Source organism: Acinetobacter sp. Root1280, assembly GCF_001425285.1.
Classification (GTDB): Bacteria; Pseudomonadota; Gammaproteobacteria; order Pseudomonadales; family Moraxellaceae; genus Acinetobacter; species Acinetobacter guillouiae.
Genome location: NZ_LMED01000027.1, coordinates 114,332 through 138,184, shown reverse-complemented (window position 1 = coordinate 138,184; position 23,853 = coordinate 114,332). Strand labels below are relative to the sequence as shown.

Below are 23,853 nucleotides of genomic sequence, written 5' to 3'. Positions count from 1 at the left end.
TTTTTAATCCAATCTATACTGGGAACTTAAAAGCCTTGTTCATCCAATAACAGCTGCGCTTCACGTAGGTTTAATGTGCCTTCGTAAATTGCACGTCCTGTGATCGCACCTAAAATACCCGGTTTACCTTTTAAATTACGCACATCATCCAGATTGGTTACACCGCCTGAGGCGATCACTGGAAGACCTGAGTATTGTGCGAGATTTACCGTCTGTTCAACATTGACACCCTGCATCATACCATCACGTGCGATATCGGTATAAACAATGCTAGACACACCGGCATCCGCAAAACGTTTTGCAAGATCAGTGGCTTTTACATCAGTGACATTTGCCCAGCCATCAGTTGCAACCATACCATTGATCGCATCAATACCGACAATAATGTGTCCCGCAAACTTCTTACAGGCTTCTTCAACAAATTCAGGATTTTGAACTGCTTTGGTGCCGATGATGACAAAAGAAACGCCCGCATCTAAATAATGTTCGATTGTTTCCAAAGAGCGAATACCACCGCCAATCTGGATTGGCAGTTCAGGCTGTGCTTTTGCAATTGCTTCAACGACAGGTTTATGAATTGGTGTTCCAGCAAAAGCCCCATTCAAATCAACCAAATGCAAACGACGAGCGCCTTCATTTACCCAATGCTGTGCTGTTGCAACAGGATCATCAGAAAATACGGTATCGTCTTCCATACGACCTTGTTTTAAACGAACACATTTACCATCTTTCAGGTCAATTGCCGGGATGATCAGCATGCTTTCGCTCCTTGCTTAATCTCAATGAAGAATTTATTGATCATCATCTTAGCAAAAACTTGATCAATTTCTAAGTGTCAGTTTAGGCTTTTATTGGCGCGAATGCTCAATTTAAGCTGAGTATGTGCAATCGTGTCAGGTATTAAGTCTAAATCCAGTAAGGCTTCGAAAATTAAAAGTGCAGCATAGGCATCGGCTGCTGCATATTCAATTTGTGGTGTTGTGAGAATTTTACGTGCCCAATTTGAGGTGCTAATAGATTTACTTTTAGGGAAATTGACTTGGAATAGTAATGCCATGGCATTTTTAATTCCTAAAGGATTATTGAAGCCAAACCTCGAAAAGCATTTTGAAAGTTCGATGACACTGTTGAGTTGCATGCCTTTTTTACGGAATAAATGTGCATCATTTTTTAAGCCAAAACCAACTTTAATCTGATCAGGATTTTCAAAAAAGGTCGCTAGAAAAGCCAAAATATCTGGGGAAACTTGAAATAAATAGGCTTTTTCAAATGTCGCCAATTGAATAAGATGTGGGCCAGTTTGAATTTCACCTTTATTAAAGGTAGGTTTGGACTCAGTATCGAAACCAAAAATGTGCGCCGTTTTTAATTCTGCTTCAATCGCTTGGCATTGTTGCAAGCTATTGACTACAACAATGTTACTCAAAGGCAAATTTTGAAAACGGGGAAAGCTCTGAATTTGTTCTTTACTAGGAAGTTGCTGAGTTTGAATATTCACAAATTTAAGCTCACAAATTTTAGTCGACCAGTTTAAGCATTAAAAATATTAACCATATTGTGTTATAACAAACTTTGAATAAAAGATGATAGTTTTGTGGGTCAAAAACACAGGAATAAATTGTATGGTTGAAAAAGATGATGATCTTTTTATAGAAGGCGCCAAGCGTTTAAAGCAATTAATTCAGGATAAAAATATAAAAGCCAGTGATATTGTTAACGTACTGGAAACTTCAAAAGGAACCATGACCAAATGGTTGCAAAACTCAACACCGTCGAGTGCGCAAAGCTTAATTGAATTGGCGCGTTTAGTTGGGATGACTGAACGCTGGAATATGGAATCTAAACAGCAAGATAAAGCAGATCTGGTGACCAAAGCATATGCTGAGTCTGAATTGGATTTAAGTCATGTCACCATGGAACAATTGATTAACGAAATTAAAGACCGTTACGCAGCTTTAAATTTAAAGGCAGATATCAAGATCAGTGTAGAGCCATTAGAAGGTGGTTTTGTCACCAAAGAGTAAAATAACCACCTTATAAAAATAGGGTGGTTATTTCGGCTGACTTATTCAGATTGATTGATTTGTTGTTGATATTGCTGAAATTGTTGCGCTTGGTCAAGGTAACTTTGATATGCTGGGATTGCTGTAACTGCAAGGATTAGAATACTAATCGGGAAGATCACAATATAAATCCAAGCCAATACTTTTTCCCAACCACGAGTAATTCGAGGTGCGCCATAGTTATTTGTCCCAGCATCTCCTTTTGCACAGCTTAAATAAACAAAAAAGAATAAATTCACCAAAGGTAAAAGCATAAGAAGAGATAACCAGCCACTTTGGTTTTTGTCATGTAAGCGACGGATTGTAAAAATAAAACTGAAGTAGATCACCGCGATATAAATAATAATCGCAACTGCGCCGAGTATAAAGATGAGCGTATTTGAAGGTGAGTTACTTAAAGCAGGGATGAATAATGCAGCGATAATACCCAGTACAAACATGGATAGACCCAACAGCATATTCCAGCCTAAATAGGATAATCGACCAAAACGGCCACTGGCACTTAAAGCTGAATCATAGGTTTGAAAATTAGAAGACATTGTTATGTTCCTAGAATGAATTAAGGTTTTTAAATCAATTTTTAAAATCAATTGTTGGATTTTTATTCAATTTGGTTGAATCATAATAAACAGACGATAAAAAATAAAGTCCAAATAAAATAAAAAAATCAAGCCAATTGCAATTGACTTGATTTTTAGAGATATAAATCGGGATGAAATTGACCTGAATGAATCAGATTTTCCATTCCACAAAGTTTTTCAGTAACTGTAAACCTGCTGTATGGCTCTTTTCAGGATGGAACTGTGTCGCAAATAAATTTTCTTTATGAATAGCCGTACAGAACTGCAAACCATAATCACATGTTGCAGCAACAAGAGACGGGTCTTTGGGTTCGACATAATAGCTATGTACAAAGTAAAAACGGCTATCTTGATCAATATCTTTCCACATTGGGTGATTTGGATCTGTCTGATGGACTTGGTTCCAGCCCATATGAGGGACTTTTAAGCCGTCCATATCTGGAAAATGTTTTACCACACCTTCAAAAATACCCAGCGCTTGAGTACCCGCATTTTCCTCTGATGATTCAAGCAAAGCTTGCATGCCGACACAAATGGCAAGTACCGGTTTATTAAACGCAGCATGGCGCACAACCTCATCAATACCTGCTTCATGCATCCCCTGCATACAATCACGCATTGCACCTACACCGGGAAATACGATTTTATCTGCCTGAGCAATTAATTTTGGATCATTTGTGACATCTACAGTTGCGCCAACATGTTCGAGTGCTTTGGCTGCTGAATGAAGATTTCCCATGCCATAGTCAAGAAGGGCAATACGGGTCATTACAAGGTTCCTTTCGTCGATGCAACAGTATTTTCTGCACGCGGATCAACTTCACACGCCATGCGAAGCGCACGTGCAAATGCTTTAAAAACACTTTCAATTTGGTGATGGCTATTTTTGCCTTTTAAATTGTCAATGTGCAAAGTCATTAAAGCGTGATTTACAAAGCCTTGGAAAAACTCGGAAAATAAATCTACATCAAAACTGCCGATACGGGCACGTGTAAATGGGATATCCATCCATAAACCTGGACGACCTGATAAATCAACCACGACACGGCTTAAAGCTTCATCAAGTGGTGCATAGAAATGGCCATAACGTTTTAAGCCTTTTTTATCACCGAGTGCTTGCGCAAATGCTTGGCCTAGTGTGATTCCACAGTCTTCTACAGTATGATGATCATCGATTTCTAAGTCGCCATCACAATGAATATCGATGTCAAATAAACCATGACGCTTGATTTGATCAACCATATGGTCTAAAAAGGGAACACCTGTATTGAGCGTGCCTTGACCAGTACCATCAAGATTCACACGAACTCGAATTTTAGTTTCGTTGGTGTTTCTTACCACTTCACTGATACGTTGCGCCATAGACACGTTCCTCAAAAAACGTCAAAAATTAAAAGTTTGATGTAAAGATATTTCGCTGTGACGAAAGTGACAGCATATTAGATTGCTCAGGAGGGTTAATCAATGCCTATTACCGTACATGCTAAAACTTCACTAGAAAATGAAGAAGTTCGCGATCAGCTTGAGCGATTATATGACACCAGTCCCGAGTTTGGGGATGGTCATGATGCCATAGAACAACTTGAGCAAAACTTGGCTCATTATACCTTACTTTATGTCGCAGAATTTAATACAAAGATTATTGGTGCGTTATGGTGTACTGGACAAGGTGAAAGTCGGACTTTGGAAAATATTGTGGTGCATCCTGCTAACCGCGGACGCGGCGTTGCAGAACGTTTGGTCGAAGAAGTTTGTCGTATCGAGGAAGAAAAGGGCATTAAAAACTTTGAGCCGGGCTGTGGAGCAATCCATCGTTGTTTAGCTCACTTAGGTAAAATCTAAGATCATCTTGGATCTTTGACCAATTTAAGCAACCTGATCAGGTTGCTTTTTTATTTGGCTATTTTTCAGAACTATAAGTTTGAGCTGATCTCAGCAGCATATTGCAGTCACGACCAGAACACTTTGGGAAAAATTAAATTGAGTTTGCAAAACTTAAAGCGAGGAAGAGTACCTTGGTTCAGCAAATTAAGCGTGCCAAAATTTGCCCTCTAAAGCTGAAAAACGCATAAAAAACAGCCTTATTTAGAATAAATAGGCGGTTTTTGTTGTAAAAATAAACTATTGAATGATTTTAGTGATTTCAATGCTTGACGACTAAACCATTAAATTGTTTAATACGCCCCATCGGCGTGATAGCTCAGTAGGTAGAGCAACGGATTGAAAATCCGTGTGTCCCCAGTTCGATCCTGGGTCTCGCCACCATATTTAAAAATCTTTGAGATTTCAATCCCTGATCCCATCAGGGATTTTTTTTGGGTAAAAAATATTCGGTTGAATAAAAAAGTCATGATTTTTATTGACTATTGAACTGAGATACGGCTTAATACACCGCATCGGCGTGATAGCTCAGTAGGTAGAGCAACGGATTGAAAATCCGTGTGTCCCCAGTTCGATCCTGGGTCTCGCCACCATATTTGAAAAACCTCAAACATTGTTTGGGGTTTTTTATTGCCTGCTTTTTATCATCAATTAAAAAATAGATGCTCATCATTAAAAACAGCATGCTATTGAGAATGCGTAAATTGAACTCATTGTCTTACAAAATATCTTGCTATGGACTATAAATATCGTAAGATAAACCTTTGGTAAGTGAAATAGATTGTTATAAGAACAATGAAAGATTTATTTTCATCAGGTAGCCAGCTTTATCAGCAAGCTCGACCGAGTTATCCGCAAGAAGTGGTTCAGGAAATTTTAAATCATGTTCCAGAGCGCGGTTTTGCTTGGGATTGTGGTGCGGGTTCAGGTCAATTTACTCAATTGCTTAGCCCTTATTTCGATCATGTTGTTGCAACAGATATGAGCGAAAAACAATTAAACCTTGCGCCTTATTTCGACAATGTCAGCTATCAAGTCCAATCTGCTGAACAGACTTCATTTACAGCACAGAGTTTTGATTTGATTTCAGTGGCTCAGGCCATTCATTGGTTTGATTTTGATGGCTTTTATAAAGAAGTTGAACGCACATTAAAACCACAAGGTATTCTTGCTGTGATCGGTTACGGCTTAATTCATGTCGAAAATGCAGCCATCAATACCATGATTCAAAGCTTATATGCTGAAAAACTAGATGGTTATTGGGATGCGGAGCGCCGTTATATCGATGAAGAATATAAAACCATTCCCTTTCCTTTTGATGAAATAAACGTTGCTGAGTTTAAGATGCAGTATCAGTGGTCCTCTGCACAACTGTTAAAGTATTTATCTACTTGGTCTGCAATTAAACACTATTGTGAAAGAAATCAGGATCATCCATTACTTGATCTAGCTGAAGCATTAACCAGAGAGCTTGCAGATCTAACCATCACATTCCCAGTTTTTTTAAGAGTGGGCAAAATTAAAAAATCAAAGAAAAAATGCTTTATGCACAAATAAAATAAGGATCGCATTTTATCTTTGATTACAACAGATATAGCTAACAATATACTTACTTATATATTATTTAAAAGTAAGATAAATCATGAAAGCTCCAATTAAAATATTATCCATTGCTGTATGGTTATCGGTATTCAGTTCTACCGCTTTTGCAACGACAGGCTATTTTATGCATGGCTATGGGGTAAAAGCCCAAGGCAATGCAGGGACTTCAATCGCTCAATTTCAAGATGCATTAACGATTGCCAATAACCCAGCAGGCTTAAGCTGGATTGGTGATCGTATTGATGTGGGTGCAACCGTGTTTTCACCTGATCGCTCAGCTGAGATTACAGCGAATCAAATGCCACAAGCTTATCCCAACGCCAATGGTCAATATGATGGCAATGGACGCAAATATTTTGTACTCCCAGAGCTTGCATTCAACCATCAAATCAATGACCAAGTTGCTTTAGGTTTAGCAATATATGGGAATGGTGGAATGAATACGGGATATAACAATAATCCATTTGCAGCATTTGGCAACAGTGGAACAGCAGGAGTGGATTTAACCCAAGTTTTCATTACTCCAGCAGTCGCTTGGAAATATTCAGAAAATCAATCTATCGGCATTGCAACCAATATTCTCTATCAACGTTTTGAAGCACGGGGAATTGCTGGGTTTAGTGGCTTTTCAGCTGATGGTTCAAATTTAAGCAATCGTGGTAAGGATTCTGCGACTGGCATTGGTGCACGTATTGGTTGGGCTGGAAAATTCTTTGATCAACGTTTAACCTTAGGCGCAAATTATTCTTCAAAAATTAATGCAGATCGCTTTGATCGATATCGTGGGTTGTTTGCTGAACGAGGTGACTTTGATGTTCCTGAAAGTTATGGTGTGGGTGTAGCTGTCAACATCACACCTCAATTAACAGTGGCTGCGGATATACAACGAATTAACTATTCGGATGTGAAATCGGTAGGAAATCCTTTTGATCTTGCACAATTACAACAAGGTCATGCTTTTGGTACACCACAAGGGCCAGGATTTGGCTGGAATGATATCAATATCTATAAACTGGGTGTGTCTTATCAAGCCCATCCAAAACTCACACTAAGAGCTGGTTATAGTCATAATGATCAACCGATTCCAGACAGTGAAGTGTTTTTAAATATTCTTGCTCCTGGGGTAATTCAAGACCACCTCAGCGTGGGTGCAACTTGGAATCTCGATCAACATCAAGAAATCAGTATTGCCTATACATATGCCTTGGAAGATGAAGTAAAAGGCAAAATTTCCCCTGCGTTTGGTGGGGGTGAAGCGAAACTCAAAATGAGTCAGGACATTTTAGGGTTGTCGTATGGCTATAAATTCTAAGTTTTTCTGTCAATCGCCATGAAAGCAGATGGATTCGACAGATTTTTAATCTGAAATAAGACGTTTACCCAAACACACGACTTCGATTTCTTCATAACCGAGTTGCTCATAAAAGCTTTGTACATCAATATTATCCTTACGGATTAACAGTTGCAGTTTGGGGCAACCTAATGCAACTAAACGCTTTTCAAGTTGTTGTATCAATGCAGTTGCAACACCATTACGTTGATCATGAGGATGGACAGCAAGATAATTGACCCAGCCCCGATGCCCATCATAGCCCCCCATAACCGTAGCGATCAATTGTTCATCTTTGACCGCCAATAGAAACAATCCGTCTTTTTGTGCGACTTTACGGAAGATATCAATTTCTGGGTTGTTCCAAGGACGGGTTAAATCGCAGACTTCCCACAGTGCGATGACTTCGTCTAAATCGGTTTCCTGAAACTGTCTGATAATAAACATAGAATTTTTATCTCTTGTTTTTTAAAACAATCTTTACAGCAGATTAATATAAAAAACCGCAGTTGATAAGTTTATTTTTTAGACAATGCGTAAATACTTTTTGCTGAGTTTGTTAACTTATAAAAACGTTATAGGCTGAGAATAGTGATTTTTTATTGATTGAAAGTGTGCATAATAATGGAGGCATAATTTAAAACAAAAAAGGAACTTCACGTGAATAAACAGGAATTTGATTATATTATTATCGGTGGTGGAAGCTCAGGCTGTGTGTTGGCTGGGCGTTTATCAGAAAACCCGCAAGTTTCTGTTTGTCTACTTGAAGCGGGAGGGGCTGGAGAGGGCTGGAAAGTAGAAGTTCCTTGTGCAGCAGTGATTAGCATTCCAACCAAGATCAATAACTGGGCCTTTGAAACTGTACCTCAAAAGGGCTTAAATGGTCGTAAAGGTTATCAGCCTCGTGGAAAATGCTTAGGTGGTTCGTCGGCAATTAATGCCATGGTGTATATCCGTGGACATCGACAAGATTATGATGATTGGGCAGCCTTAGGCAATACCGGTTGGTCATATGATGAGGTCTTGCCTTATTTTATTAAGTCTGAAAATAACCAAAGAATTAAAAATCAATATCACGGTAATGCTGGTCCACTTTCAGTTATTGATTTACGTAGTGATAATCCCTTACAGCAAAAATATATCGCAGCTGCCAAAGAGCAGGGTTATCGAATTCTGGATGACTTCAATGGAGAAGAGCAGGAAGGTTTAGGCGTTTATCAAGTGACCCATATCAATGGGGAGCGTTGTAGTTCCGCGCGGGCTTATTTATTTCCACATCGAGATCGTAAAAATTTAACGGTCGAAACCCATGCACAGACTCAGCGAATCTTGATTGAAAATGGCGTGGCTGTTGGGGTGGAATACAAGCAAGGCGGTCAGCTGAAACAAATCTTTGCACGTCGAGAAGTGTTATTGAGTGCGGGAGCGATGCAGTCGCCACAGATTCTGATGTTGTCAGGTGTTGGCGACCAACAAGAACTTGCGCAACATGGCATTGAGGTAAAACAACACTTGCCTGGTGTGGGTAAAAATTTTCACGATCATCCTGATTTTATTTTTGGTTATAAAGTCAGTGAAATTCAAGGCACCTTTGGCTTATCTATTCCAGGTTCAATTGATCTATTTAAACAAATTGGACGTTATCGTAAAGAACGCCGTGGTTTGTTGACCACGAATTTTGCTGAATGTGGCGGCTTTATTAAAAGTTCAAATGAGCAAAGTCTACCGAATTTACAATTACATTTTGTGATTGCACTGGTGGATAACCATGCACGAACGATGCACACAGGGCATGGTATTTCCTGTCATGTCTGCCTTTTAAATCCAGTCAGTCGTGGTTCGATTAAGATAAGTGGGCCAAGTATCGATGATCCTTTATTGATTGATCCGAATTTTTATGGTGAAGAATCTGATTTAGAAGAAATGGTTAAAGGCTTTAAACTCACTCAGAAATTAATGCAATCTGATGCTTTTAAAAGCATGATTAAAGAAGATTTATTTACAGCCGCGGTAAAAACAGATGAGGACATTCGCCAAGTTTTAAGAGATCGCTCAGATACCGTTTATCACCCTGTGGGAAGTTGTAAAATGGGGGTAGACGATATGGCTGTGGTTGATCCACGGTTACGGGTTTATGGTATTCAAAACCTGCGTGTGGTCGATGCGTCAATCATGCCAAAAGTGGTGAATGGCAATACCAATGCCCCCGCAATTATGATTGCTGAGAAAGCGGTTGAGATGATTAATCAGGACCAAGCTGGTGTGGCGTTTATTGAAAAGAAAGATAAAGTGCGTGTTGCAATCTGAGTCTTTAGATATTTAAAAAATCAGTGGGTGGGCGTTTAAACCCAAATAAGTCCATAAAAAAACGCCCTGAAGGGCGTTTTTACTTTTTACATCAGATTTAAAATCTTATGCAGATTTTTTAGCTTGATCTTCTAAAGAAGCAAGCATATGGCCTGTTTCTTCAAAGTTATAGTGCCAAGAAAGTGCTTCGCGAAGAATATGCGGTGTTTGACCACCTTTTTCACATGCACGATCAAAGTAATCATTCAATGCATCACGATACATTGGGTGAGCACAGTTGTTGATGACTGCACGAGCACGTTCACGAGGCGCTAAACCACGTAAGTCAGCAAGACCTTGTTCAGTCACAAGAATATCAACATCATGCTCAGCATGGTCGATATGTGAAGCAAATGGAACAACAGAAGAGATGTCGCCACCTTTTGCAATTGATTTGGTCACGAAGATTGCTAAATGTGCATTACGTGCGAAATCACCTGAACCACCAATACCATTCATCATCTTGGTACCGCACACATGGGTCGAGTTGACGTTGCCGTAAATATCGAACTCAAGTGCAGTATTGATCCCGATGATGCCTAAGCGGCGAACCAATTCAGGATGGTTTGAAATCTCTTGTGGACGTAGAACCAGTTTGTCTTTGTATTGTTCTAGGTTGTTAAATACTTTTTCGCCATATTTAGCAGAAAGGGTAATTGATGAACCTGAAGCAAACTTCATTTTACCCGCATCAATCAATTCGAAAGTACAGTCTTGCAGTACTTCTGAATACATCACCAAATCTTCAAAGTTAGAATCTTTAAGACCGGTTAATACCGCATTGGCAATCGAACCGATGCCCGCTTGTAAAGGACCAAGATTCGAAGGTAAACGACCTTCTTCAACTTCTTTTTCAAAGAATGCGATTAAGTGGTTGGCAATACCTTGAGTTTCATCATCTGGTAGTGTCACTGTTGATGGAGAGTCATGATATTCGTTGTTAATTACGATACCCACGATTTTTGCAGGATCAATATTGATTGCAGGTGTACCAATACGTTGATCAACATGCGTCAAAGGAATTGCTTGACGTGTTGGACGGTAAGTTGGGATATAAATATCGTGTAAGCCTTCAAAAGCAGGGCTTAAGTTGGTGTTGATTTCAACAATCACTTTTTCAGCAAAAATTGCAAAGCTTGCAGAGTTACCCACAGATGTTGTTGGAATGATGCCACCATCTTCAGTAATCGCAATCGCTTCAATCACCGCAACATCAGGTTTTTTCAACTGAAGGTTACGCATTTGCTCAACAGTTTCAGACAAATGCTGATCGATGAACATCACTTCACCGTTGTTGATAGCTTTACGTAAAGTGTTATCGACTTGGAATGGTAAACGACGCGCAAGTACACCAGCTTCAGTTAATTGTTTGTCTAGGTCATTACCTAAACTTGCACCTGTGATTAAAGTAATCTTCAACGGATTCACTTTGGCTTGTTTTACCAGCGCTAAAGGTACAGCTTTTGCTTCACCTGCACGAGTAAATCCACTCATCCCCACAGTCATCCCATCTTGGATAAAAGTTGCAGCTTGTTCTGCGCTCATGACTTTGTCATGGAGAGATGCTAAACGAATACGATCTAAAGACATGGTTTACGCTCAATTCTTGTTCAAAACTAGACGGATTGTACCGCCCTCAAACTGAATTGTGCATGCCTCTAATGCTAAGGTCTAATTTTTTCAATAAATGCAGGTATAAATTCTGGTGATGGTTTTTAAGTTATTATTTATTAATAAAATAATGATAGCTGTTTGTTAAATAAACAAAGTTAAGTGTTGGTTTATTGAGCAATCACTAAAAGTGATCACTCAAGCTTTGTTTGATTTTTTGAATCGGATTTGTAGGTGTCGGTTCTTCCTCAACTTTTATTGAAGTTGGTAGTGAAATGATGGCTTGTAGCCCGCCTTCAGGACGGTTGGAAATCAACAGTTCACCTTGATGAATATCCACAATTCGTTTGACAATGGCCAAACCTAAACCACTCCCTTGTACTGTACGTGCAGCATCACCACGTACAAAAGGTTGCATAAGCCCTTCAATTTGGTCTTCGGGAATTCCTTCACCATTGTCTGCTACACAGATTTTAATATGCTCATTTTCAACAAAAGCACTGAGTTCAATTGGTTCTGCCCCATAGCGTTTTGAGTTGTTGATGAGATTACCAATCAAGCGTTTTAACGACAGTGAGCGTGCAGTAATGATCGGTAATTCTTGCGGCGTAAACTGAATATCTAAGGGTTTAAACTGAATGATCAGTTCTTGTAGCAAAGCGTTGATATTGGTGTCTTGAAGCTCTTCATCTGAGCCATCACGCATATAGGAAATAAACTGGCTTAAAATGGCATCCATATCATCGACATCATAAATCAAACCTTCTTTTAAAAAGTCATCATCAGACATCATCTCTGCACTTAAACGGATCCGTGTCAGCGGTGTTCTTAAATCATGAGAAATACCCGCCAACATGATTTGGCGATCACGTTCAGTTTGTTCAAGTGTATACACCATTTGGTTAAAAGCTTGGTTCACCTCACGAATTTCTTGTGGTCCGTGATTGGTTTCCAAGTAGGGTGCCTTTCCTGTTTTACTGTAGTTATTTGCTGCATGTTGTAAGCGACGTAACGGGCGGTTGAGCTGTCTGACCAGTGTCAGGATGATCGCTGCGGCAATCAAAGGAATACCCAATAACCAGGCTAAAATCAGTTCGGGGCTATAGTTGGCATAGGTATTGAGAGGTTCACGGACCCAATTGCCATTCATTTCAGGGGTTTGAACCCAAATGCGTGGACTGGGTTTAAACTGGAAATAAACCGTTACATCTTTGATTTTTAATTCTTCTGCAAGCTGGTTCTCAATACGATTGGTAAAGAAATCCGCAATAATTTTGTCTTTTACATTTGGGTATTCTTTGGGATTTGTAACATATTCGACTCCAACCCGTTGCTTTAACCATTCGTCAATATCGAGTTGTATCTCGTCATGGTAAATCTGTAAGCGCGGATTATTAACCATTTCCAGCTCAACCGCCAAAAATCGTGCATGTTGTTGAATTTCAGGTAAATAAAGCGTTTTCCAGAAAAACCACAGAGACATAAATAGGCTAAAGAACACCACGAATACCACCAATACTGTGGTGCGCATTGCCGCTGAACGAGGCTTGACTTTATCGAGGAAGCGTTCCCAAGGTGTACGTTTGCGTTCTTTGTAGGTGACAAAGTCGGTAAATTCTTGTGGGTCTATGGGTTCTAATTTCACAGGAGCATTCCAATCTGTGCGATATTCTTAATCTATGGATTTCAGTTTAAAGGATGGCAGATTTATCGCAATATTAAAAATGTTAGGTTACTCGGTTTTAACTTATTTATTGTTATAAATACTCAGATTTAAAATATCTAAACTTAATGAAATAAGAGATGCATTACATTGAGATTACACCGTTTTTGTAGAATTGCCCAATATACTTATATTTAAAATACCAGTGAAATCATAAGTAAATAAGTGTAGCTCTAGGGCAAAGCCATCAAGACTATTATTTAGGATGAATAAATATGGATAAAAAAATACTGGACACATGCAAAACCAAGTATGTGACCAGTACTTTTGAAACTGATTCATGCTATCGAATCAAGATCTATTTATTCCGCACCATCTGGAACGAACACATAACCTACGCCCCAAACTGTTTGAATATAACGTGCGCGTGCAGGGTTTTCTTCAATCAAACGACGTAACCGAGAAACTTGAACATCGATTGAACGTTCCATTGCACCCCATTCACGACCACGTGCAAGATTCATCAACTTGTCACGTGTTAATGGTTCACGTGGATGCTGAACTAATGCCTTCAAGACCGCAAACTCACCTGTGGTTAATGTGACCACTTGCCCTTCACGCGTCAGGGTACGTGTTGATAAATCTAAAGACCAAGGGCCGAAAGACACAACTTCTACGTTTTGACTTGGTGCACCTGGAACTTCACGGACTTGACGACGTAATACGGCACGAATACGTGCTAATAACTCATTTGGATTAAATGGTTTAGGCAAATAATCATCCGCACCAGCTTCTAAGCCAGCAATACGGTCAGAGTCACTGCCTCGTGCGGTCAGCATGATGACAGGTGTATCTATATTTGATGAGCGTAAACGTCTACAAATGCTTAAACCATCTTCTACAGGAAGCATAAAGTCTAAAACGATGAGTGAAAATAACTCACGTTGTAATAGGCGATCCATCTGCGTTGCGTCGTGGGCCGTTTTTACCACAAAGCCTTTATCTTCAAGGAAACGCTGTAAAAGGGTACGTAAACGCACATCATCATCGACTACTAAAATGCGTTCGACGCGGTCAGTTTCGTTATGTACGATATCTGTATTTTCAGCAGGTACAACCAAACTCATGATGTACTCCCTTAATGTTGTAAATTATAAATATTCGTCAATCTCAGTATACTGCCTAAGCTCTTGTTAAGACTATGTATCAAATTGCTCAAAAATACAATTTTCAGGCTGTTTTGAAACCAAAAAACAACATCTATAACGATTTAAGATGATTCTATGTTTATAAATAAAAAGATATACCATATGCAAATGAAAGTTTTATGTATTTTGGCAATAAGTTTTGCTTTAAGTGCATGTATTAGCCGACTTTCCAGACCTGAAATCTCAGGACAAGTGATTGACCAATTTGACCAACCGATTGATCAGGTTCAAGTTGGTGAAACGCAAACAGATGTGCAGGGTAAATTTCGACTCAAGGAGCGACGCTATGCTGCATTTTTGCTGAAAGAAATCATGTATATGGAAGCACCACCAATATTTGTACAAGAGCGTCTAAGTAAACAGGGTTATCAGCCGTGTGATTTGCAATATTTCAATTCTCATGGCGGTGGACAGCGCAAAGGTGCACAGTGGAAAGTTGGAAAAATTATTTTACAAAGCAATTTAAATGTAGCAAAGCAGGATGAAATACCCGATTGCACTGTAAAAACTCAAGAAAAATGATCTTTTATCACTTTTTTCACTGCTAATTTGCAAAACAATTGTGGATTTTATGGTCTTGGTCTTTATAATCACTAACTTTTAGTCCTTATCCTTGTGGAATTAAACACGATGACTGACTTAGTTCAGCAGTTGGCAAGTGAACTTGCCGTACGTCCAAACCAAGTAGAAGCTGCCATTAAACTGATAGATGAAGGCTCTAGTGTTCCATTTATTGCACGTTACCGTAAAGAAGTAACGCAAGGCTTAGACGACATCCAATTACGCCAACTTGATACACGCCTTGTTTATCTACGTGATTTATTTGAACGCCGTGAAAAAGTAATCGAATCATTAAAAGAACAAAATAAGCTCTCTGATGACTTACTTGCTCGGGTAAATGGCGCTGAAACAAAAAATGCATTAGAAGAACTTTACGCACCGTACCGTCCAAAACGTACCAGTAAATCATTCAAAGCGAGAGAAGCAGGATTAGGGGAATTTGCTGAGAAAATTATCGCAGAGCAAATTGATCCGGCTGAAGCTTTGGCTGGTTTTAGCCATGAAGAATACCCAGATGTTGAAAGCCAATTAGATGCGATTCAACACATCATCATTGATGACTGGGCACAAAATATTTCATTAACCACAGAACTTAAATCAACATTTGCCAAAACAGCGGTGTTAAAAAGTTTGGTGGCATCTGATGAGAAAAAAGAAGTTGGTAAGAAATTCCGTGATTACTTTGATTTCTCTGAAAATTTAAATAAAGTTCCTTCGCATCGTTTATTGGCAATGCTACGCGGCCGCCAAGAAAATGTATTGGGTCTTAAAGTTGATGGTGATGATCATGCACCACTTGCACGTATTGAAACTGAATACGCGCTTGAAAGTGTTCAGCCACAAGCACGTCAAGATTTCTTAAAGCAAATTGCAAAACTGTTTTGGTTAGGTAAAATTCGCCCAACGATTGAGCATTCTTTGTTGACTGAAAAGCGCCTTGCAGCTGAATCAGAAGCAATGGACGTGTTTGCAGAAAACTTACGTCATTTATTGCTTTCTGCACCAGCAGGTTCGCGCACAACTTTAGGTGTTGACCCTGGTATTCGTACAGGGGTAAAACTGGCGGTTGTTTCAAATTCAGGTGATGTGCTTGCACATAGCACGATTTACCCATTTGCACCAAAAGAAGATAAAGCAGGCTCGATTGCTGAACTTGCACGTCTTTGCCGTGAATTTAATGTAGATTTAATCGCGATTGGCAATGGTACTGCGAGTCGTGAAACTGAAGCTGTTGTTGCTGAAATGATGGCTGAAAATGCGGATCTTACATTAACGCGGGTTTCAGTAAGTGAAGCGGGTGCATCTGTTTACTCAGCATCAGAATTGGCTTCTGCTGAACTGCCTGAGCTTGATGTTGCGATTCGTGGTGCTGTTTCAATTGCACGTCGTTTACAAGACCCATTGGCTGAACTGGTAAAAATTGACCCTAAATCTATTGGTGTAGGTCAATATCAGCATGATGTGAATCAAACCAATTTGGCAAAAACATTAGATGCTGTGGTTGAAGACTGTGTGAATGCGGTGGGTGTAGATGTAAATACAGCATCTCCAGCAATCTTGGGCTATATCGCAGGTTTAAATAAAGCCATTGCACAGCAAATTGTAGATTACCGTAAAGAAAATGGTCGTTTTGACAATCGTCAAGCATTGAAAAATGTACCACGTTTAGGCGAGCGCACATTTGAGCAAGCTGCTGGTTTCTTACGTATTCAAGATGGCTCAGAACCTTTAGATGCATCATCTGTTCACCCTGAATCGTATGGTTTGGTCAACAAAATTGTTGAAGCGAAAGCGACCACAGTGAAAGATATCATTGGTAATACTGAAATTATTCGTCAAGTGAAAGCAGAAGATTTTGCTGACGACAAATTTGGTCTACCGACGATTCAAGATGTGTTAAGCGAGTTGGAAAAACCAGGTCGTGACCCTCGTCCAGAATTCCGTACAGCAAAATTCCGTGAAGATATCACTGAAGTCAGTCAATTGACTGAAGGGATGCAGCTTGAGGGTGTGATTACCAATGTGACTAACTTCGGTGCATTCGTCGATGTTGGTGTGCATCAAGATGGTCTAATACATATTTCAGAACTTGCCAATGAATTTGTTTCTGATCCACATAAAGTGGTGAAACCAGGGCAAATCGTACAAGTACGTGTATTGACTGTAGATGCTGAGCGAAATCGTGTGAATTTATCGATGCGCCCAGAAGGTTCGGAAGCACCAGCTAAAGCACCACGTCAAAAGCGTGAGTTCAATAACAATGAACAACGTGGTGAGCGTAAGCCTCAGGGTAAACGTCCACAGCAAGGTCGCCCAAACCATGACAATAAAGACAAAGCACCACGTCATGACAAGAAACCACAAGCAGCTAAACCTCAAGAAAACAAAATTGGTGGTTTAGGTGCGTTGTTATTACAAGCAGGGATTAAAGGATCTAAATAAGCCTTAATTTCTCAAAAAAGAACCGCCGTAAGGCGGTTTTTTTATGGATTAGACAATTGCGGAAAGATCACAATCTTTTTTAAATGGACATGCTTCCCCGACCACAAGATTTTCAAGTAGATTTTGAATATTTTGTAATTGGAGAATTTTTTCACCAATGACACTGAGCTTGTCTTTTAAAATCATATGAAATTGTTCTGCTGGAATTTCATTGACGTTGACCAAGTCTAAAATCTGTTTAATTTCAGCCAAAGTAAAACCTAAATTTTTAGCGACTTGAATCAGTTGTAATTGCTGTAAGTCTTGTTTTGAATAATCCTTATAACCATTATTTCGTGTCAATGGGCGGATAAGATCAAGCTTTTCATAAAAACGAATGGTATCCCGACTGAGATTTAATTGCTCTGATAATTCACCGATTAACATCACTTGCTCCAAAATTTTATGTATTTGCAAGAAACACTTGACTGTGGAGTGTACTCCATCCTTTAGCTTAAGTGTGAGCATATAAAAGGTGTATACAGTGATGCAAAATAATCAAAGTGTAGGAAAAGTTGCCTTGGTGGTTGGGGCAACAGGATTTATTGGTAAATTTCTTGTAGCACGATTACTTCAAAGCAATGAACAAGTTTTTGCCTTGTGTCGTCGTCTCGATCAGCAAGAGCCGAGTTTGAGAACGTGGCTGGAAAAACAAGGAATAGGTCATCAAAAATTATTCTGTATACAAGGCGATGTTACCTTGCCTGATTTGGGTATTTCAGCTGAAGATTGGAAACGGCTTGCTGAGGTAAATTATTTATTTAATACCAGTGCATTATTTGCATGGAATCTTTCGATACAACATGCAAGGGAAGTCAATGTTAGAGGCTTAATCAATTTACTTGAATGCGTAAACGAGCATTGCCAATTGAAACGGGCAATTCATCTTTCTGGCTATATGTTGACACTCACTCAGCACTTACAAGATGCTGGAGTCTGTTTAGAAAATATCGAGAGTACGAATTGGAGGCGGGTGTACCAAAAACTGGGTGCTTATGAGGCTTCTAAAATTGAAGCTCATTTTGCTTGGGTAAAATGCGCTCAACAGTTGAAAATTGACTGGACAGTGATTCATCCTGCAACAGTGGTAGGGGATGAAAATTCTGGTGAAATTGCAGAAAACCAACCAATTGCTCACCTGATTACCCAGCTTAAACAGGGTAAAATGACCGCAATTCCTGCAACCCCTCAGCATTATTTACCTTTGGTTTCAGTGACCATGTTGGTCAATGCGATATTCAAAGCATCACAGGATCAACTCACAATTCACCAAGATATATTGATTGCCAATCCTACTCAGATTTCTTTGCAAGCTCTTATTGACAATGCGGCTCACAGATTAAATCTAAAAGCACCGCAATATTTTGTTTCGCTACACATCTTAAAATTGATTTTAAGATGGAAGTGGCTTGCTCAAAAGCTGGATCTATCTGCTGAGATGTTGAACTTCATCCGAACTGAGCAATTAAATATGGATCAGTTTTTAACATTAAATAAGAAATGGCAAATACTAGAAACCAATCTTAAACAGACCATTGCACTGACTGCAGAATGGGTGGATCGGAATCATCAGTTCTAGTAATAAATTGCCCATTTCAATAAATGGGCAGTTTATTATTAACGTGTTGTATAACCACCATTGGCAAAAATAGTTTGACCTGTAATCCACCAACCCTCTGTCACTAAAAAGCGTACCAAAGGTTCAATATCTTCAATCTTGGTTAGACCACCCAGTGCAGAGGCAGATTTATGATAGGCCACTGCTTCAGGCGCTTCTTGACCATAGAAAAATGGTGTATCCATTGGACCCGGTGCAACAGCAGTGACGGAAATACCACGATCGCCGTACTCTTTCGATGCTGCACGTGTATAGTGCTCCACAGGTGCTTTTAAGCCTTCATAGGTTGAATATAATCCTGTGTAGGCTGCTAAAAGACTGGTCACGATAGAACAAATTTTTCCACCATTGTTAAGATGTTTACCCGCAGATTGGATGAAGAAATAGGCAATTTTATTGTTAATGTCATTCATTGAATCAAACTCTTGTTCTGTTGTTTCAATCAATGGTTTTTTAAGTACTCGCCCTACGGTATTAATCGCGATATCGACACCACCGAAGATTTCTTTGGCTTTGATGAACAATGTTTCGATATTTTGAATATTAGAGAGGTCTGCTTGTATCAATGTTGCATTAACACCAAGTTGTTCAACGGCTTTGAGTGTTTCTTCTGCATCTTTTTGGGTTTCTAGGCTGTTGTAGTGAATAACAAGATTTGCACCTTGTTCTGCAAATTTACGTGCGATCAGACCACCTAGATTTTTAGCGCCACCCGTAATAATCACTGTTTTATCTTTTAAGCTATGCTGCATCATTTTTATTCTCCAATTTTGATAAATGATGCTGAAATTCTAAAAGCTATTTTTTGTTCTAAATAGTGATTAGAATCGAATAGATTGTTTGAAAAAGTTGAATAATAAATGGATAAAATTGACCGGCTAAAAATTTTTTGCTTAGTTGCGGAAAAGCATTCATTTGCCCAAGTCGCTAAAACGCTGGATTTACCACGTTCAACAATTACCTATGCAATACAAGGCTTAGAAAAAGAATATCAAGTATTGTTATTTAATCGAACCACACGAAAAGTTAACTTAACCAATGATGGGGTTCAGTTTCTTAAAGAAGTTCAACAATTGATTTTTCAGGCTGAAGGGCTAAATAAGTTTAAATTAAAAAACCGTCAATATAAGGGACAAGTTAAAATTGGCTTACCGTTAAGAATTTCAACGCAATATCTTCTTCCTTATCTGCATGAATTCTATGCAAAGTATCCGAATATTAAAGTCTCAATTTATAGCCACGATCATTATTCAGATTTAATTGAACAACGATTGGATTGTGTGCTTCGTGTTGGAAATGTGATGAATGAAAATCTAATTGTGAGGCCTATCACAGAGGTTGATTTATATACGGTGGCTGCTCCAGAATACTTAAATACATTGGAGAATGCTTTAGAAACAGAACCGTTAAATCAGCATATTATGATCGGTTATCAAATGAAAAATATGGATTCAGATTTTGGAAGTCTGGTTTTTAAAGATACCCAGATCAAACTTCCTTATCAACTTTCAGTTGAGGATACCGAAAGTTATTTACATGCGGGCTTGCAGGGGTTGGGGATTATCCAGATTCCAGCTTTTGATGCAATCCCGTTTATCGAGACCAAAAGATTAACCCGAATATTTGAGCAAGAAGCGTGCTTAAAAATACCCATCAATTTTCTTTTTTTAGAAAGAAAGTATCGACCAGTATATTTTCAATTCTTTATTGATTGGTTAGAGAATTTATTGAAACAGAAGCTTGCGAATCATACTGAGCTGTTGTCGTTTAAATCGTGAAAATTGTTGCTGAGTAAATAGCTTCGGTACTCAAGGTGGACTTAATAGATTGGTCAGGTAGTTTTGTTTAAGTGTTAATTGTTCAATGACCACTTGTTCTGAGTCATGATTATTTTTGAGTAATTCAATATCCGCAATCGTTTGAGACAACAAGGCTTGAAAATCATCTGCTTGTAATAAATGTTGGGAGAGGGTAATTGCATCTGTCTTAAAATCATAATTTAGACTAATTTTTTGCAGGAGGTTTAATGCAAAAGGCGGACAAAGTAGCGCATCGATGAAAAGATAGCTGAATTTTAAGTTGGACAAGTATAGTTGTTTTCGTCGAACAAAAATCCAAGTGATATTGATCAGGTTAAGCGCATAAATGCTCAGGATTAAAATTGCTAAATATAGATAACTGCTTTTATAAATCAACGCAATAGGTAATAAAACCAGTGTTAACACTGTATTTAAATAAATCATCAACTGCAACGGCTTTAAGATTTTTTGCAGATTTCGAATAGCCTTGATCTCGTCGCCAATAACTTGTTGGTGGTCTTGATGATGGGTCAGTTGCCAGCGAACTTTAAAGCATAAATAATGTGGGCAAAATGGCTGAGGAATAATCAGAAATTTTTTTAAGACACTGACGTGATTGACCAGCATCTGTGACTTAAACTTTGTGGTAAAACCGTTGAGAAGATAAAACTCATTATAGAAACAAAGTTTAGCCGAATCATAGAGATAAAATCCGACTAAACCCAAAATAATAAGATATTCAAATGCGATCATTATTCTTTATTTCTTTTAAAAATCTTCCCGATAAAACCAATGCAAGCAGCAACCCCAACAAGGATAAACTTCCAAGTCGCTGCAAAGAAAGCAGCAATGACCGCCCAAAAACCTTTTTTAGTCGCAACGGCGGCAGCACCACCTACCACTAAAGCAGCAAGACCATATTCTGCGACTTTGTCGCCTGCTTGGAATTCGGTGTAACGTTCACCTGAATTATATTGGAAGCCTTTGATAGAGTTTTTAAATGCTTGAATATTTCTATCTAGATTTTCAGGATCAGATACCAAGGTTGCACTCATCACACCCGTACGCCCCAGCAGACGTACGGTATAGTTTATGGTTTCCATATTATCTTCACCACGGACTTTTAATGCCCATTCAAGATGTTTAGATGCAGGATCATATTTTGGAGGGACAGCCCAACTGTCTGTGTAAAGTTTATCAAGCCCTAAACGCACTCGTTCAGCATTGGCTGCTTCATCATAAGATTTTAATTCTTTTAACAATGCATCAGCATCAATTTTCTCATCATCTTTGACGTAACCTGACGGTTCAAAGTCAAATGTCGCCCACCATGAATCATCCTTTGCGACGAGTACATTAGTGCTGCCCGAAGTGAGATTACCTGTAAGCTCTAAAAATTTATCTGAATTTGAAATATCAAGAAAACCATCACCTTTAATTGTGTTTAGCGTGGCGACATCAGCAAGATTTTCCTTTTTGGGTCCAATTTGCCAATTCAGTTTGGAATACGGGCTTTCTTGCTGCGTTTGTGTACTTTGATCAGATGCCGTGCTTTGTTCTGTGGAGGTTGTTTCTGCATAACTATAAACAGGTATGAGTGTGCTCGTGCTTAAACTTAGACAAAGTAAAACGGCATGGGTAACAGGTTGAAGCTTTAAGTTAAATTGTTTTTTTAACATAGTGGTCTCATTTTCTAATTGGTTATGTTTCTGATTATTTGAATAGCTTCGTGTTGTTAAATTTAAAATCAATGATTTTTTCTTTAATATTGAATGCGTGAAGTTATTCTTAGTGCTTAGTTTTTCTAATATTATTTTATTTGTTCAAGATTTTCAATGTTTGTATTTGAACGGATAGTCTACTCAGTAAAATATCCGTTCAGTGGCTTAAATTACCAATGTTCACCAGGGAACAAACGAGCATATGCTCTTTGTACCAGATTTAATTTTTGTTGCTCACCTACAGATGCAGTCGAACTTGGGAACAAATTAAAGCCAATCGACATTAATTTATTATTGATTCCAGGTGCAATCGAATACGTAATAGAGGCTAAACGGCCTAAGTTTGTCGCAACTTTCTTCGGACGTTTCACAATCGCATAAGCCACTAAATCTGCTGCTTGTTCAGGCGAAAGTGTTGGTACATATTTATAAATTTTAGTCGGTGCAATCATCGGCGTGCGGACTAAAGGCATATAAACTGAAGTAATTGCAATTTTATGTGAATGTACTTCCGCAGATAAACAACGGCTAAATGCATCCAATGCTGCTTTTGATGCAACATAAGCAGAGAAGCGAGTTGCATTCGCCAAAACACCAATTGAACTGATATTGATAATTTGACCGTCTTTACGAACCATCATTTGCGGTAAAATATTCAAAACTAAACGAACTGCGCCAAAGTAATTCAGCTGCATCGTACGTTCAAAATCATGGAAACGGTCAACAGATTCATGTACCGCGCGACGAATCGAGCGTCCTGCGTTATTGATCAAAATATCAATATGATCAACAGAGGCAATGATTTGTTTAGACACTTCATCAATAGCATCCATATCATTTAGGTCACAAGGGAAAATATCAGCCTGTCCACCTTCAGCCTGAATTTCAGCTTGGACTTCTTTCAATGTTTCTTCAGTACGAGACACTAAAAGTACATGCGCGCCTGCTGCTGCGAGTTTTTTTGCAACCGTTAAACCGATACCACTAGATGCACCTGTGATTAGTGCAATTTTACCTTGAACCTTTTTTTGAAAAAGTTGCTCTAATTTTTGATTCATAGCTATTTTCCTGATTCTACTGGCATAAATATATGCTGTATTTTTTTGTTTCGGGTGATTGGGTCTTTGTTTAAAAGATGATCACTTTTGTTGGAAGGCAATAATATACAAAAAAAATAAAAATACTAGTATTAAGTGACTGAATTTATAAAATATTTTTAGAGTAAATACTCTATTATATTTTTACTTATTTCGTGATTTTTACCATATAAAAATGAGTATTAAAAGCAAAAAATCAATCTTATTGTATAAAACATAACCAAATAAATTCACTTGAAAATTTGAATATATTTTTAAGTAAACAGAGTTGATTTCAACTCTGTTTATAGA

Annotated in this window: 23 protein-coding genes and 2 tRNA genes; 11 read left to right on the top strand and 14 right to left on the bottom strand. The window is 38.6% G+C overall.

All coding sequences use genetic code 11. The annotated features are described in order from the left end of the window. Positions 1–26: 26 nt before the first annotated feature. Both hisA and ASC84_RS18890 read right to left on the bottom strand, forming a co-directional pair. The gene (gene hisA / locus ASC84_RS18895; RefSeq protein ID WP_004725338.1) at positions 27–758 is read right to left on the bottom strand and encodes a 1-(5-phosphoribosyl)-5-[(5-phosphoribosylamino)methylideneamino]imidazole-4-carboxamide isomerase; all 732 of its coding nucleotides are present in this window, start codon (positions 756–758) and stop codon (positions 27–29) included. Between the two features lie 77 nt (positions 759–835). Then, on the bottom strand, positions 836–1,498 hold the full coding sequence (locus ASC84_RS18890; protein ID WP_056517553.1) for a 3'-5' exonuclease: 663 nt from the start codon (positions 1,496–1,498) through the stop codon (positions 836–838). Between the two features lie 124 nt (positions 1,499–1,622). On the opposite strand from ASC84_RS18890, the gene ASC84_RS18885 reads away from it, so the two are divergent. Next, complete coding sequence (locus ASC84_RS18885) at positions 1,623–2,024, top strand: transcriptional regulator (protein WP_004725342.1); 402 nt, start codon at positions 1,623–1,625, stop codon at positions 2,022–2,024. A gap of 41 nt (positions 2,025–2,065) precedes the next feature. Here ASC84_RS18885 and ASC84_RS18880 read toward each other — a convergent pair whose 3' ends face one another. The 3 genes from ASC84_RS18880 to hisB all read right to left on the bottom strand — a co-directional run bounded on the left by ASC84_RS18880 (position 2,066) and on the right by hisB (position 4,006). Further along, positions 2,066–2,602 carry a DUF805 domain-containing protein gene (locus ASC84_RS18880; protein ID WP_056517551.1) on the bottom strand — a complete coding sequence of 179 codons (537 nt, stop codon included), beginning with the start codon at positions 2,600–2,602 and terminating at the stop codon, positions 2,066–2,068. A 193-nt stretch (positions 2,603–2,795) separates the two neighbouring features. After that, positions 2,796–3,413: an imidazole glycerol phosphate synthase subunit HisH gene (gene hisH / locus ASC84_RS18875; protein ID WP_056517548.1), complete on the bottom strand. Its 618-nt coding sequence runs from the start codon at positions 3,411–3,413 to the stop codon at positions 2,796–2,798. Beyond that, a complete protein-coding gene (gene hisB, locus ASC84_RS18870) occupies positions 3,413–4,006 on the bottom strand; it encodes an imidazoleglycerol-phosphate dehydratase HisB (protein WP_004725347.1) in 594 nt (197 codons plus the stop codon). Before hisB ends, hisH begins: the two co-directional genes overlap by 1 nt. Positions 4,007–4,108: 102 nt before the next feature. On the opposite strand from hisB, the gene ASC84_RS18865 reads away from it, so the two are divergent. The 5 genes from ASC84_RS18865 to ASC84_RS18845 all read left to right on the top strand — a co-directional run bounded on the left by ASC84_RS18865 (position 4,109) and on the right by ASC84_RS18845 (position 7,439). Then, entirely contained in the window at positions 4,109–4,486 is a 378-nt protein-coding gene (locus ASC84_RS18865) for a GNAT family N-acetyltransferase (RefSeq protein WP_004816597.1), read from the top strand. A gap of 347 nt (positions 4,487–4,833) precedes the next feature. Beyond that, positions 4,834–4,909: transfer RNA gene (locus tag ASC84_RS18860), tRNA-Phe, on the top strand. Between the two features lie 133 nt (positions 4,910–5,042). After that, positions 5,043–5,118 (top strand) — tRNA-Phe (locus tag ASC84_RS18855). Between the two features lie 202 nt (positions 5,119–5,320). Further along, positions 5,321–6,082, top strand: coding sequence for a class I SAM-dependent methyltransferase (locus ASC84_RS18850; RefSeq protein ID WP_056517546.1), 762 nt, complete (start codon positions 5,321–5,323; stop codon positions 6,080–6,082). A gap of 85 nt (positions 6,083–6,167) precedes the next feature. Then, entirely contained in the window at positions 6,168–7,439 is a 1,272-nt protein-coding gene (locus ASC84_RS18845) for an OmpP1/FadL family transporter (RefSeq protein ID WP_056517543.1), read from the top strand. A gap of 45 nt (positions 7,440–7,484) precedes the next feature. Here the strand turns inward: ASC84_RS18845 and ASC84_RS18840 are convergent, their stop codons facing one another. Beyond that, positions 7,485–7,904, bottom strand: a complete 420-nt coding sequence (locus ASC84_RS18840) for a GNAT family acetyltransferase (protein ID WP_004725355.1) — start codon at positions 7,902–7,904, stop codon at positions 7,485–7,487. A gap of 213 nt (positions 7,905–8,117) precedes the next feature. Between ASC84_RS18840 and ASC84_RS18835 the strand changes: the two genes are divergently transcribed. Continuing rightward, positions 8,118–9,764, top strand: a complete 1,647-nt coding sequence (locus ASC84_RS18835) for a GMC family oxidoreductase (RefSeq protein WP_056517540.1) — start codon at positions 8,118–8,120, stop codon at positions 9,762–9,764. Between the two features lie 105 nt (positions 9,765–9,869). Here ASC84_RS18835 and ASC84_RS18830 read toward each other — a convergent pair whose 3' ends face one another. The 3 genes from ASC84_RS18830 to ompR form a co-directional block, all read right to left on the bottom strand. Beyond that, positions 9,870–11,393: an acetyl-CoA hydrolase/transferase family protein gene (locus ASC84_RS18830; RefSeq protein WP_004816606.1), complete on the bottom strand. Its 1,524-nt coding sequence runs from the start codon at positions 11,391–11,393 to the stop codon at positions 9,870–9,872. Positions 11,394–11,598: 205 nt separating this feature from the next. Further along, the gene (locus ASC84_RS18825; protein WP_056517537.1) at positions 11,599–13,059 is read right to left on the bottom strand and encodes an ATP-binding protein; all 1,461 of its coding nucleotides are present in this window, start codon (positions 13,057–13,059) and stop codon (positions 11,599–11,601) included. 380 nt (positions 13,060–13,439) lie between these two features. Further along, positions 13,440–14,204, bottom strand: coding sequence for a two-component system response regulator OmpR (ompR, locus tag ASC84_RS18820; RefSeq protein WP_004725363.1), 765 nt, complete (start codon positions 14,202–14,204; stop codon positions 13,440–13,442). A 183-nt stretch (positions 14,205–14,387) separates the two neighbouring features. Between ompR and ASC84_RS18815 the strand changes: the two genes are divergently transcribed. Both ASC84_RS18815 and ASC84_RS18810 read left to right on the top strand, forming a co-directional pair. After that, the gene (locus tag ASC84_RS18815) at positions 14,388–14,807 is read left to right on the top strand and encodes a hypothetical protein (protein WP_081409399.1); all 420 of its coding nucleotides are present in this window, start codon (positions 14,388–14,390) and stop codon (positions 14,805–14,807) included. 108 nt (positions 14,808–14,915) lie between these two features. Further along, positions 14,916–17,288, top strand: coding sequence for a Tex family protein (locus tag ASC84_RS18810; protein WP_056517530.1), 2,373 nt, complete (start codon positions 14,916–14,918; stop codon positions 17,286–17,288). Positions 17,289–17,336: 48 nt separating this feature from the next. Here ASC84_RS18810 and ASC84_RS18805 read toward each other — a convergent pair whose 3' ends face one another. Further along, positions 17,337–17,714, bottom strand: a complete 378-nt coding sequence (locus tag ASC84_RS18805; protein WP_004725368.1) for a MerR family transcriptional regulator — start codon at positions 17,712–17,714, stop codon at positions 17,337–17,339. 100 nt (positions 17,715–17,814) lie between these two features. On the opposite strand from ASC84_RS18805, the gene ASC84_RS18800 reads away from it, so the two are divergent. Continuing rightward, a complete protein-coding gene (locus ASC84_RS18800; RefSeq protein WP_056517527.1) occupies positions 17,815–18,906 on the top strand; it encodes an SDR family oxidoreductase in 1,092 nt (363 codons plus the stop codon). A gap of 38 nt (positions 18,907–18,944) precedes the next feature. Here the strand turns inward: ASC84_RS18800 and ASC84_RS18795 are convergent, their stop codons facing one another. Then, a complete protein-coding gene (locus tag ASC84_RS18795) occupies positions 18,945–19,700 on the bottom strand; it encodes an SDR family oxidoreductase (protein WP_004725372.1) in 756 nt (251 codons plus the stop codon). A 105-nt stretch (positions 19,701–19,805) separates the two neighbouring features. Here ASC84_RS18795 and ASC84_RS18790 point away from each other — a divergent pair, with 105 nt between their 5' ends. Beyond that, complete coding sequence (locus ASC84_RS18790; RefSeq protein WP_056517526.1) at positions 19,806–20,723, top strand: LysR family transcriptional regulator; 918 nt, start codon at positions 19,806–19,808, stop codon at positions 20,721–20,723. Positions 20,724–20,753: 30 nt separating this feature from the next. Here ASC84_RS18790 and ASC84_RS18785 read toward each other — a convergent pair whose 3' ends face one another. From ASC84_RS18785 to ASC84_RS18775, 3 genes are all read right to left on the bottom strand, one after another. Beyond that, positions 20,754–21,497 (bottom strand): hypothetical protein, encoded by a 744-nt coding sequence (locus tag ASC84_RS18785; protein WP_056517524.1) that lies wholly within the window; start codon positions 21,495–21,497, stop codon positions 20,754–20,756. Further along, positions 21,497–22,423, bottom strand: a complete 927-nt coding sequence (locus ASC84_RS18780) for a DUF2167 domain-containing protein (RefSeq protein WP_056517644.1) — start codon at positions 22,421–22,423, stop codon at positions 21,497–21,499. Before ASC84_RS18780 ends, ASC84_RS18785 begins: the two co-directional genes overlap by 1 nt. A gap of 212 nt (positions 22,424–22,635) precedes the next feature. Continuing rightward, positions 22,636–23,523 (bottom strand): SDR family NAD(P)-dependent oxidoreductase, encoded by an 888-nt coding sequence (locus ASC84_RS18775; protein ID WP_034616823.1) that lies wholly within the window; start codon positions 23,521–23,523, stop codon positions 22,636–22,638. Positions 23,524–23,853 lie beyond the last annotated feature (330 nt).

Coding starts and splice junctions, on each gene's coding strand:
- hisA (WP_004725338.1), bottom strand. CDS start 758: ATGCTGATCATCCCGGCAATTGACCTGAAAGATGGTAAATGTGTTCGT.
- ASC84_RS18885 (WP_004725342.1), top strand. CDS start 1,623: ATGGTTGAAAAAGATGATGATCTTTTTATAGAAGGCGCCAAGCGTTTA.
- ASC84_RS18880 (WP_056517551.1), bottom strand. CDS start 2,602: ATGTCTTCTAATTTTCAAACCTATGATTCAGCTTTAAGTGCCAGTGGC.
- hisH (WP_056517548.1), bottom strand. CDS start 3,413: ATGACCCGTATTGCCCTTCTTGACTATGGCATGGGAAATCTTCATTCA.
- hisB (WP_004725347.1), bottom strand. CDS start 4,006: ATGGCGCAACGTATCAGTGAAGTGGTAAGAAACACCAACGAAACTAAA.
- ASC84_RS18865 (WP_004816597.1), top strand. CDS start 4,109: ATGCCTATTACCGTACATGCTAAAACTTCACTAGAAAATGAAGAAGTT.
- ASC84_RS18850 (WP_056517546.1), top strand. CDS start 5,321: ATGAAAGATTTATTTTCATCAGGTAGCCAGCTTTATCAGCAAGCTCGA.
- ASC84_RS18845 (WP_056517543.1), top strand. CDS start 6,168: ATGAAAGCTCCAATTAAAATATTATCCATTGCTGTATGGTTATCGGTA.
- ASC84_RS18840 (WP_004725355.1), bottom strand. CDS start 7,904: ATGTTTATTATCAGACAGTTTCAGGAAACCGATTTAGACGAAGTCATC.
- ASC84_RS18830 (WP_004816606.1), bottom strand. CDS start 11,393: ATGTCTTTAGATCGTATTCGTTTAGCATCTCTCCATGACAAAGTCATG.
- ompR (WP_004725363.1), bottom strand. CDS start 14,204: ATGAGTTTGGTTGTACCTGCTGAAAATACAGATATCGTACATAACGAA.
- ASC84_RS18815 (WP_081409399.1), top strand. CDS start 14,388: ATGCAAATGAAAGTTTTATGTATTTTGGCAATAAGTTTTGCTTTAAGT.
- ASC84_RS18810 (WP_056517530.1), top strand. CDS start 14,916: ATGACTGACTTAGTTCAGCAGTTGGCAAGTGAACTTGCCGTACGTCCA.
- ASC84_RS18805 (WP_004725368.1), bottom strand. CDS start 17,714: ATGTTAATCGGTGAATTATCAGAGCAATTAAATCTCAGTCGGGATACC.
- ASC84_RS18800 (WP_056517527.1), top strand. CDS start 17,815: ATGCAAAATAATCAAAGTGTAGGAAAAGTTGCCTTGGTGGTTGGGGCA.
- ASC84_RS18795 (WP_004725372.1), bottom strand. CDS start 19,700: ATGATGCAGCATAGCTTAAAAGATAAAACAGTGATTATTACGGGTGGC.
- ASC84_RS18790 (WP_056517526.1), top strand. CDS start 19,806: ATGGATAAAATTGACCGGCTAAAAATTTTTTGCTTAGTTGCGGAAAAG.
- ASC84_RS18785 (WP_056517524.1), bottom strand. CDS start 21,497: ATGATCGCATTTGAATATCTTATTATTTTGGGTTTAGTCGGATTTTAT.
- ASC84_RS18780 (WP_056517644.1), bottom strand. CDS start 22,423: ATGTTAAAAAAACAATTTAACTTAAAGCTTCAACCTGTTACCCATGCC.
- ASC84_RS18775 (WP_034616823.1), bottom strand. CDS start 23,523: ATGAATCAAAAATTAGAGCAACTTTTTCAAAAAAAGGTTCAAGGTAAA.